Origin of the sequence: Streptomyces shenzhenensis, assembly GCF_021462265.1 — a bacterium.
GTDB lineage: Bacteria > Actinomycetota > Actinomycetes > Streptomycetales > Streptomycetaceae > Streptomyces > Streptomyces shenzhenensis.
Genome location: NZ_JAJONF010000039.1, coordinates 74,907 through 85,275, shown reverse-complemented (window position 1 = coordinate 85,275; position 10,369 = coordinate 74,907). Strand labels below are relative to the sequence as shown.

Annotated in this window: 7 protein-coding genes and 2 pseudogenes; 1 reads left to right on the top strand and 8 read right to left on the bottom strand. The window is 58.9% G+C overall.

The window, feature by feature from the left end; genetic code table 11:
- Window positions 1-229: pseudogene (locus LQ326_RS35615) on the top strand (sporulation protein); the annotation flags it as partial.
- Between the two features lie 3 nt (window positions 230-232).
- Here the strand turns inward: LQ326_RS35615 and LQ326_RS35610 are convergent.
- The 8 genes and pseudogenes from LQ326_RS35610 to thiC all read right to left on the bottom strand — a co-directional run bounded on the left by LQ326_RS35610 (window position 233) and on the right by thiC (window position 10,300).
- The gene (locus LQ326_RS35610; RefSeq protein WP_234543206.1) at window positions 233-1,147 is read right to left on the bottom strand and encodes an aminoglycoside phosphotransferase family protein; all 915 of its coding nucleotides are present in this window, start codon (window positions 1,145-1,147) and stop codon (window positions 233-235) included.
- Window positions 1,148-1,295: 148 nt separating this feature from the next.
- Window positions 1,296-2,150, bottom strand: coding sequence for an HNH endonuclease signature motif containing protein (locus LQ326_RS35605; RefSeq protein ID WP_234543205.1), 855 nt, complete (start codon window positions 2,148-2,150; stop codon window positions 1,296-1,298).
- A 20-nt stretch (window positions 2,151-2,170) separates the two neighbouring features.
- Complete coding sequence (locus LQ326_RS35600) at window positions 2,171-3,724, bottom strand: AAA family ATPase (RefSeq protein WP_234543204.1); 1,554 nt, start codon at window positions 3,722-3,724, stop codon at window positions 2,171-2,173.
- On the bottom strand, window positions 3,725-4,768 hold the full coding sequence (locus LQ326_RS35595) for a restriction endonuclease subunit S (protein ID WP_234543203.1): 1,044 nt from the start codon (window positions 4,766-4,768) through the stop codon (window positions 3,725-3,727).
- 84 nt (window positions 4,769-4,852) lie between these two features.
- Window positions 4,853-5,353, bottom strand: a pseudogene (locus tag LQ326_RS48885) (restriction endonuclease subunit S); the annotation flags it as partial.
- Complete coding sequence (locus LQ326_RS35590) at window positions 5,350-6,750, bottom strand: class I SAM-dependent DNA methyltransferase (protein ID WP_234543202.1); 1,401 nt, start codon at window positions 6,748-6,750, stop codon at window positions 5,350-5,352. The gene LQ326_RS35590 and the pseudogene LQ326_RS48885, both read right to left, overlap by 4 nt.
- 442 nt (window positions 6,751-7,192) lie before the next feature.
- Window positions 7,193-8,101, bottom strand: a complete 909-nt coding sequence (locus LQ326_RS35585) for a hypothetical protein (protein WP_234543201.1) — start codon at window positions 8,099-8,101, stop codon at window positions 7,193-7,195.
- A gap of 378 nt (window positions 8,102-8,479) precedes the next feature.
- Window positions 8,480-10,300: a phosphomethylpyrimidine synthase ThiC gene (gene thiC / locus LQ326_RS35580; protein ID WP_234543200.1), complete on the bottom strand. Its 1,821-nt coding sequence runs from the start codon at window positions 10,298-10,300 to the stop codon at window positions 8,480-8,482.
- Between the last annotated feature and the right edge of the window lie 69 nt (window positions 10,301-10,369).

Sequence of the window (10,369 nt, the reverse complement as noted above, 5' to 3'; positions counted from 1 at the left end):
TCGCATGGTGCTTGCCCAGAGCCAGCTGCTGAACGGCGAGTTGGAAGCCGCCGTCACCACCGCGAGCCTCGCAGTCGACGGCGGCGACTCCCTCCAGTCCTCTCGGTTCCAGCGCTACGTGACCGACTTCCAGAACGAGGTCAGCGTGCATGTGACGAACCCCACCGTGGCAGCCTTCAATGAGAAGGTGCGCGATGCGCTCACTCGCTTGGACGAGGACGACGAGTAGCGGCTACCACGGGCGCCAGTCCCGAGGCGCATCGTCATTCCGCAGCCCGGCGATGCGCCGGCGGTACTCAGCCGCGGTTTCTTCGTTCTCCTGCACGTTCTGCATGAGCCAGGTTGTCATCCCGTACTCCTGAATGCCGCGTAGCGTCTCATAGCCCGGCCAGTCGTACAGATCACGCCCGTAGGCGGCCACAAAGTCGGCGTACTGCTCATCGGTCTGCCAACCAAGGCTGTGGTGCTCTACCGCCGTGACCATGAGATCCCACTCAGGGTGGTCGTAGCAGAAGGCTTCGAAATCGATCAGGATCACACGGCCCTGTTCGTCCACCATCAGGTTCTGCACATGCGCATCCCCGTGCACCGGCCCCTTGGAGGTCTCGAAACTCAACTCGGTGTATTTTTTACGGAGTTCATGCCAACGCTTCCGCAAGAAGACCTTGTCATCGTCCGGGATGACGGCGCGGTCGACCCGTAGATCTTGCTTGCCAAAGGGGTTGAACGACGGCAGTGAGAGCCTGTCCGGCACGGTCAGCGAGTGCAGATCCCTCAGGACCCCACCCAGTTCCCCGTATGTCGCCTTGCGGCCCCCCTCAACGATCAGATGCCAGAACGTCACCGGGTGGCCATCGATCAAGCGGGGTTGCTCAAGGTCCTCGACGATTTGCGCAGCCGGAAACCCTTCGTTTCCGAGCCACCGCGACACGTCCACTTCCACGCGGGCCTTGGGTAGCCACTCCTTCCCCCGCGCCACGCGCACGATGACCGGCGCCGAGGCCAACCGGAACAGCGCGTTCTCTCCAAGTCGGATCAGCTCTGCGCCTCTGTCGTCGAGTCCCGCAGCCCGGCACGCGGCAGCCATCACCCGCGCAGCCCTCGCCGACGTGAACCCCTCTTCCGATCGAGCAGCGTCAACCGCCATGCCCGTACCAGCTCCCCTAGTTGCGCGCGATCAACCGACGTGCCTATGAGGGTGACCAACCCATTCACGCCGGACACGACCTTGAAGGTACAGACAGGGGCAGCGCAAGGCGAACGAGCCCGGCTCTCCCTCCGTTTGGGCATTTCGATCAGGCTACGGAGTCGTAGGAAAGGCTGGCAGAAATACTGCTGTGTCTGAGTCCGCGGATTGCGCAATGGGCGACCGCCGAGTGTTCAGCGGTCCGATCTCGCATACGTGCGATAGCGTTCATGGCCTCCCTGAAGGCCATTTTTGCGGAGTGATCCTTGGTTTTCTTCCAGCTGAGGAACGAGTCATCAGCTTGGTCACACAGGCGCCGCACTTTCAGGTAAACTCGTCGCCTTGCTTCGACCAAAGCAACTTGGTCTAGATGATAGAAATGTCGCGACGCCTGCACTTTTTCTTCGGCATTCTCGTCCACCGCCTTGAAGGATGGGTTGACGCTAACCTCGCCGGTTTCATCGAACCAGAACGCCGCAACGTCCGACTTCCAGCAGGGATCCAAAAGCAACGGATTCTCAACCGACAACGGCGTGTAAGGGTCGGCAGCCCTCGCCGAACCATCAACGAGCGGGAAATGATCGTGTTTACCGCCAGACGTCCCCCCGACATCATGCCGACGGCTATTACAGTAAGTGCACGCAAAACGATAATTCGCCGCAGAGAAAGCTAGCCACCAGTACCCAGGGTGACTCCTATCCTCATAGACTCGCGATTTAGGCCTGAAGTGGTCAACGGAATTATCGGACCTATAACTGAACGTCTCGCAGTACCAGCATTTATCGTGACCGAAGGCGGCAAGCTTTGCTTTCAGCTGCCGCCACAGGTCTTCATGGTCACCTATTATCGCTTTCCGTTCAGTGGCACTCTGCGCTTCGCTCAGTTTTTTCGCTACAGCCTGAGCTTCCTTTCTCCAGTCCTCATCCAGCGTGGAGATGACTTCCTGAATGTCAATGAAAATCATTACCTCCCCCTCGTCTCCCGCTAATCTTCTAAGTCCAGTTCCTTCAAGAGAGCGGCTGCAGCTTCCCTATTTTCTTCAATCTCTTGTCGAGTTAGAACGATGGAATTTTCAGGCTCGCGCACATCCGCCTTAGCTCGAAGATACTCTTGGAATTCAGGGTCACGATTCTCCATCAGCAGACCAAGATCACTCAGCTCATGGCCTAGCTGATTCAGTTCGTCCGCTTCAGACTCACTGAGCACGCCTACCCGAGATGCGAGATCTCTCTTGCGGTCTAGGCGCGTGAGAGTTTCGAGATCCAACTGAGACCGGAGCCCGTAAATATCGCTGGTTAGGAGACTTCCAACTCCCATTCCACGCGGGTGTTCCAATGGCTCAACGGCAGATATGCGACCGTCAGCCTCTCTCTCTAGAATACGGACCTCGTTCTTGAGAAGGCCGGCCACAACGAGCGGGTCGTGGGTAGCCATTAAAACGTGGCAGCCCTCGTCGAGTGCGCCTACCTCGCTAAGGAACTGCCTGTATCTGACACTCCACGCGGGATTGAGGTGGGTATCAGGCTCATCGAGAAGAAACAGAGACTCCTCCTCGCGCGTGAAGCGCATCAAGCCAAGCACAAGCAGTAGTTGCTGTTCGCCTTCACTCAACTCTCGAAACGTCAAGGGTGTATCGGATCTGCTTGTCCTTACTCGAATCCGGACGTCATAGATCAGCTCTGAAATATATGTACTCTCAAGCGCCTTGAAGAAATCACTGTTGCTTGGGTAGGCGGACGCAAGCTCGCGAGACTTTTCGAGGCTTTCTAGGTACAGAAACAGGTGCTCGGATTCGGATAGGCGACCACCTAGTCCAGTTCGCACCTTTCGATTCAGCCTCGTAGGAGCAAGAGACAACGCATACAGGCGATCCAGAAGTGCACGCACCGTGCCCCTGGCCCTCCAGAAACGAGGATCCCCTCCCCTACCCTTGTTTCCCCACGACGGTTTCTGCATTTCAAAGAGGACCGAATCGAGCTCTTCGATACCCAATTGATCACGCAACAGTTGCCTAACTGTTGGGTCTTCGTCGAGAAAGAATGAAAGCAGAACAAAGTTTGAATGCACATTTCGAGCATAGAAAAGTGGCCGCAAGGGGCGGTCGATTCCGGCCAGCAAATCTTTGTAGAAACGCTCTTGATGAGCTACAAAGTGTTCTTCGAGGCGATTGCTCGGGCCCGAGTAGTAACCGAAAACATGCGTTGGCCTATAGGCTGCGCCTGCCGCGCCGACGAATTTGGCAGGTGATACGGGTTTTCCATCCACCGTGCATTCAAGTTTGTATTCGTCCCGCCCTGAGGTCGACTCAGACCTTACGGTCACATCATGGCCACCCACCTCATATTCCAAACGATATGAAAAGGTAGGTAACCACCCCAAATCGAGGTCACGGAAAACGATAGTGAGGGCCTCAAGGAAGTTAGACTTGCCCGCACCATTCCGTCCCACGAGGACAGAGACCGGAGATTCGGGATCCAGCGAGATGGAGAAGTCTTTAAGGTTTTTAAAGCTGTCAACCTCAAAACTCATAATCCTCATTTAGCCGATCCTTTCGATGTGAACGTCACTATCATTGGGACGGTTGATCGCGATCTCTCCTGCCTGTGATAGCTTCCGTAGAATCACAAAGAAACCATCGATCGCCGCATCTTCGAGTTCCAAATCCCGGAAAAGATCCTCCGGCGTCATAGGCCCAACAGCCTGACTAAGGACAGCAAGCAACCGTGCCGAATCTGCACTCGACTGAAGTGTCGCCTTCTTGCGAGCTGTAGTTTTCGATGTAGCACGCTTGCGGGGCTTGGGTGTCGTGTTTGCCATAGTTGAAGTAGCCTTAATTCTTGACACGGCGAGTTGGGCAAGGCCTCGTTGTCCATCTGGTGCCACTTGTTTAGTAATCGCGTGTGCCACAGCCCCATACGCGCATGAAATCGCTGCGTCTCGTTCCAACATGCGTAGGCGTCTTGTCGAAGCCGTTGCATCTTCGACTATTTGTTCGAGTCCCTCGCTTGCGACGTCCAGAACCTGCGCCAATTTAACCTGCTCCTCTAGTGCCCTAATTGGCACAGGAAGCAACTGTACGTCTCGCAAGTTCAGCCTAGGCATGTTGATTCCTCTGAGGCGACTGCGGAACCAAGATTGAGCTGCACCGCTTCGCAGCCAATGAGCTAGATATGCGCTGTCGACGTCCTTGCCCGGGCGAATGCGGGCTGTCCCCTGGGTAATATGCGCGCCATCCAATTCTTCGGGCACGATGGCCACGCGAAGACTGCGAATGATGCCCAGCAGCACATCTCCCGTCGCAAGCTGAGCGCGGGAATATTGCTCCGCAATATCTGTCGACGTGTGTTTCAAGTTGTCAGTTGCGATGTAGCCGTCTCTCAAATCCTGCCCTCGGATGTAAGGTACACCGCTTCCGTCATCTACCTCAGGACCGGGCTGATGGATTCCATAGACGATTGGCGAATCTGGCGGCACTATATCTGCAGCCAGCAGCCATCTGCAGGATAGGTCGCTGTCTATAGCTCCTGGATCCCCTATAGGACGGTCGCCAAGTAGGACCAGGTCACGCATATCAGTAGGCATTCGCTGAGCCGTGTGGATGAGGCTGGCTAGCGCGCTCAGCGAGGCATCAATCGATGACTGGACGGAACGAGCTGTATCAACGATAGCTTCCTGAATTGCCCGCGAAGGCACAGGGAAAGGAAGGGACTTAAACCTACTCAAACCTAGGTGGGCGATGTTCGTGGTTGCCTTCGAAACCTCCGAAAACACACCCGAATACTGATATGCCCGGAACACGATCAGTGCGAACTCGGGAAGAATCTCGCTATGCGACCGAAACCTGATTAGTGTGTTCTGGAAGTAAATTTCCTCTGGTTCCCCACGGTAAAGAGCAGCCCGCCCAACAAGCTCTCTACTCTGCCCCTCACACAGGAGCACGTCTCCTTCTTGGAGGCGATACCTCTCCTTAGCCGACCCTGCGAAGCGCATGGCAGCCAAGTCGTTTAGATCAAGTGCATCGTCGTGTACGTTAGCGACCCTTAGATATGGAAGCAGGTCATTTCCGTACGTAGTTTCCGGCGATCGCTGCTGCCCAACGATAGCGTCGCCGGCCTCCCCGATGGAGCACAATTCCCAGGCCGAAGGAAAGGTACGGAGGTCGATCATGAGAGTTCAGCGTGGTCGGCGGCGTTGGCGGACTCAGCGAAGGACATCAAGAGCTTCTCGATCTCCTGAATATTGGACTGCACGGCATCCAGCTCATCGGTCATGCTGCGAGTCGATTCGAGCATTCTTTCAACCGTTACGGTGTTGGTGTGAGGTGTGTCCGACTGTGAAGTCATTACATCCAGTCGATAGTTGTTCGCAACCAAGTCAGACAAGCTCATTGAACGGAACCGGGCGGTTTCCTGGCGCTCGCTTCTCCCCAACGCGTCAGGGCCATAACAATCAATGAAGTCTTGCAGATCATCACTGGTGAATTGGCGCCTCTTACCGAAAGAGGCCTGCCCTTCACGGAGATCATAGAACCAAGTGTTCGATGTAATTCCGTCGGCACAGAAGAAAAGAACCGAGGTGCGAACGCCGGTGGCGTAGAAAATTCCAGTCGGCAACCTTAGTACTGTATGGAGCCTGAAGTCCTGCACCAGCTTAGCCCGAACAGACGTTGCTACCCCTTCCTCAAACAACACGTTGTCGGGAACGACGATCGCTGCACGACCGTTTGGAGCAAGGTTTTTATAGGCGTGCTGCAGAAAAGCCAGCTGCTTGTTTCCGGTGGGAAAATCAAGCAAGTCGTTCTGCTCTTTAGTGAGGCTGCCTTTCACTCCAAATGGAGGGTTTGTTAGGCAGAGAGAGAAACCATGCTTATGCGGCGGTCGATTCAGGGCGTCGCCCAACATGACCTCACCCCGCAGCTCATGAAGAATTAGGTTCATCAACCCCAGTTTGCGGACATCGCTGACCAGCTCTATGCCAGAGAGCCGTGGGCTGCTGCCGTTCTCGTCACGCGCATGCAGACCGGCGGCAATCAGAAAGCCGCCTGTGCCGGCAGCCGGATCATAAACGCTATCATTTGGCGTCGGGCGACAAGCTTGAACAATTGCTTCAACTACGGGCCGTGGAGTGAAATATTGTCCTGCCCCGTATCTCGATTCTTGAGCGTTCTTCTCGATCAGACCTTCATACACGTCACCGATGCCGTTCTGGCGGGCCCTGTACCAATCGATGTCGTCGATGGCCTGCACCAATTGAGCTAGCGAGACAGGCGAGCTGATTGCTGTTTTAGCCCCAGCAAAAATATCTCTTACAGTCTCGTTGCGAGCCTCCCCAAGAAGCTTGAGTGACTCCTTATAGAAGTCGAGTTTCTCGGCCTCAGGGGTGCTGCTGAGTTTCTCCCAGCCAACCTCCCTAGGGATTGCCTTTTCTACGCCCAACTCTTTCGCGAGCTTCAGAAACAAGAGGTAAGTCAGCTCGTTAAGGTACTCGTGGTACGTGATCCCGTCGTTCCTGAGCACCCCGCACAGGGCCCAGAGTCGACGAGTGACGTCTGCGGTGTCTTGCACTTGTCATCCTTGGTTGGGGCGTGAGTGCATGTGGCCTACTGGGCCAGGCTGTGGTAGCAGCGTGATGCTACTGCCTGGACGAGTTGGCGTCATAGTGCGTGAACGCATCGATAGGACTCAGGGCACGCTCCAGTCTGACCTAGCGTCGGCCTACGTTTCGCACGGTCGTTACGGCGGCAGCCTGCACCTAAATGCAGGTGTTCGGCTAATCATCCTGAGCTCGTCGCGGCGGCGGCCGACGAAGCGGTGCACATGCCCACAACAGCTTCGCTCGCCTCAGTGCGCGCGAGGGCTCGAAGCGGACGTTGGACCAGCGTCCGCGGCCGCCAGAGGAAGGAACTTTCCTCCGGTCGGGCAGACTTGTGTCCGAGTGTCCGTCTACGGACGGAAGCGCAGGAGCCGAGAGACATCGGCCGCCAAGTCCTCGCCTTCGAGCGCGGGCCTAGCCAGGCAGCTGGTCGATGTCTTGCCAGCTGGGCTGAAAGAGCACCTGCGCCGTGGGCTGCCGAGCAGACGGAGGGAGCTCAACTCTGTTGGAACCGAAGTACGTCCGGATGGAGCTGGGACGCGTCGTACGCAGCCACAGCGGAGCCCCAATCAGGATACGGCTCGTACCCATCATTTCCGGCTCCCATTGAAAGTCCCACCGACCGGGTGTGAGCGTCACATCCCTGTAGATGAAGGCGACGTACTCCGTAGCATCGAAGCCCATCACCGTGAACGCGCGAGTCTCAGGACGCCCCATGTGGTCATCCGTGCGTCGATAGACGCCTTGAGAAAGAGCAACCTTGAGTGTGTCCACGGCAAGCTCCTCCTCATCGAACGAGCAGACATCGCCTTCCACCTGACTCGGTGCCATGCCTCGCGAAGCGACCAGTGCCTCGATCGCTGGAGCGGCTGAGGATCTCCAACCCAGGACCGGGTCGTCCTCTGGGATGGTGTAGCCCCTCAGGTTCTTGAGGCCACCGAACAGACAGAGGTCGACACGCTGGCCTTCCGCAGTGACCGTCCGGGCGTGGACCACGGCGGTCCGCTGAGTGAGGCGATTGCGTGAATACCCCCACCCCTGGAACTCCGCTACTTCGACCCAGCTCGCTCCCTGCACAAGCTGCAAGGGCCCAGACGTGTCGAAGTCAGACACGATGGATCGACGGAGCTTCCTCTTCAGCCTTTCGGCGACCTCAAAGGTGGTCTTCTCCCTGTCCCGGCCTGCAAGGTCGAGCCCGCCGCCACCCACGCCAAGCTTGAGCGATGCCTTGACACGGGGATCCAACTGGATCCCGTTATCGTCGATCACCTCTCTGACGAGCCTCTCAGACCAGTAGACGTACCGGCCTACGGGTTTGGGCAATGCTGACCTCCGCTGACGGTCAGGGCCAGCTGTGCAAGCAAGGCCACCGATACACGAAGACGCCCAGCGGTCTCCGTCAGGTTTACGACGTCCACGAACCCCAGCCTAAATGAACGGAGGCTTTGGGCACCCCGACATCGTTTTAGGCAGGAGCGTGACTCAGCGCTTGTGGTACATGCAGCGACGCGTTGGCTGCACCGGTTCAACGGCCCTCGTCAGGCAAGATGCATGTGACCAACCCCGGCATACGCCGGACACGGCTTCAAGCGCATCGGGGTAAGGGCCCACGGCAGGACCAGTGGAGACAGCGATTCCAGCGCTCACAGCGCCGCCGGCCCAGGACATCGCGCGGTCCCAGACCGGCGCCTACCTACGCGCTCAGTCCACCAACGGCAGGTACACCTGATGTCCTGCCTCCGCGAACTCCTTCGACTTCCGGAGCATCCCTTCCGTGATCTCGTCTTGCGTGGCGCCCTCGACGGCGGCGTCACCGAACCGAGATGTGATGGTTTTACTAATCTTCATCGAGCAGAACTTCGGCCCGCACATCGAGCAGAAGTGAGCCGTCTTCGCCGGCTCCGCCGGAAGCGTCTCGTCGTGGAACTCACGGGCCGTGTCCGGGTCCAGGGCGAGGTTGAACTGGTCCTCCCACCGGAACTCGAAGCGGGCGTCGGAGAGCGCGTCGTCCCACTCCTGCGCGCCCGGGTGGCCCTTGGCAAGGTCGGCCGCGTGCGCGGCGATCTTGTAGGTGATGACGCCGGTCTTGACGTCGTCCCGGTTGGGCAGGCCCAGGTGCTCCTTGGGGGTGACGTAGCAGAGCATCGCCGTGCCCCACCAGGCGATCATCGCGGCACCGATGCCGGAGGTGATGTGGTCGTACGCCGGTGCGACGTCCGTGGTCAGCGGGCCGAGCGTATAGAACGGAGCTTCATCGCAGATCTCCTGCTGAAGGTCGATGTTCTCCTTGATCTTGTGCATCGGGACATGCCCCGGGCCTTCGATCATCGTCTGTACATTGAAACGCCTGGCGATCCGGTTGAGTTCCCCGAGCGTGCGCAGTTCCGCGAACTGCGCTTCGTCGTTGGCGTCCGCGATGGAGCCGGGGCGCAGACCGTCGCCCAGGGAGTACGTGACGTCGTAGGCGGCGAGGATCTCGCAGAGTTCCTCGAAGTTCTCGTACAGGAACGACTCCTTGTGGTGCGCGAGGCACCAGGCCGCCATGATCGAGCCGCCGCGCGAGACGATGCCGGTCTTGCGGTTGGCGGTGAGCGGCACGTACGGCAGACGCACACCCGCGTGGACGGTCATGTAGTCGACGCCCTGCTCGGCCTGTTCGACGACCGTGTCCTTGTAGATCTCCCAGGTCAGTTCCTCGGCCCTGCCGTCGACCTTCTCCAGCGCCTGGTAGAGCGGCACCGTGCCGATGGGGACGGGGGAGTTGCGCAGCACCCACTCGCGGGTGGTGTGGATGTTGCGGCCGGTGGAGAGGTCCATGACGGTGTCGGCGCCCCAACGGGTCGCCCAGGTCATCTTCTCCACCTCCTCCTCGATGGAGGAAGTGACCGCGGAGTTGCCGATGTTGGCGTTGACCTTCACCAGGAACCGCTTGCCGATGATCATCGGCTCGATCTCCGGGTGGTTGACGTTGGCGGGCAGTACGGCCCTGCCCGCCGCGATCTCTTCGCGGACCACCTCGGGAGAAACGTTCTCCCGGATGGCCACGTACTCCATCTCCGGGGTGATCTCACCCCGGCGGGCGTACGCGAGTTGCGTCACCGCCTCGCCGTCCCGGCCGCGCCGCGGCTGGCGCGGGCGGCCCGGGAAAACGGCGTCCAGGTTACGCAGGCCTCCGCGCGGCGAGGTGTGCTTGATCCCGTCGTCCTCGGGACGGACGGGCCGGCCCACGTACTCCGCGGTGTCGCCGCGGGCGATGATCCAGTTCTCCCGCAACGGCGGCAGGCCCCTGCGGACGTCGGTCTCGACGAGCGGATCGGTGTACGGGCCTGAGGTGTCGTAGAGCGTGACCGACTGCCCGTTGGTGAGGTGCACCTGACGGACCGGCACCCGCAGATCGGGGCGCGAGCCCTCGACATACCCCTTGTGCCAGCCGATGGATTTCCCGGCCCCTGGGGACGGTTCGCCCTCAATGGGCCGTTCGTCCCGACTGAGGGCAGGCGTGCGTGCGTCCTTGTGGGTCATGAGACCTACTCCCTACGCCGGCATTACCCGGTAACAGGTTCGGCGGTCGACGCAGCGGCTTCCGTCGGG

Excerpts from the sequence above, each read along its gene's own strand:
- LQ326_RS35610 (WP_234543206.1), bottom strand. The coding sequence starts at position 1,147 with ATGGCGGTTGACGCTGCTCGATCGGAAGAGGGGTTCACGTCGGCGAGG.
- LQ326_RS35605 (WP_234543205.1), bottom strand. The coding sequence starts at position 2,150 with ATGATTTTCATTGACATTCAGGAAGTCATCTCCACGCTGGATGAGGAC.
- LQ326_RS35600 (WP_234543204.1), bottom strand. The coding sequence starts at position 3,724 with ATGAGGATTATGAGTTTTGAGGTTGACAGCTTTAAAAACCTTAAAGAC.
- LQ326_RS35595 (WP_234543203.1), bottom strand. The coding sequence starts at position 4,768 with ATGCCTACTGATATGCGTGACCTGGTCCTACTTGGCGACCGTCCTATA.
- thiC (WP_234543200.1), bottom strand. The coding sequence starts at position 10,300 with ATGACCCACAAGGACGCACGCACGCCTGCCCTCAGTCGGGACGAACGG.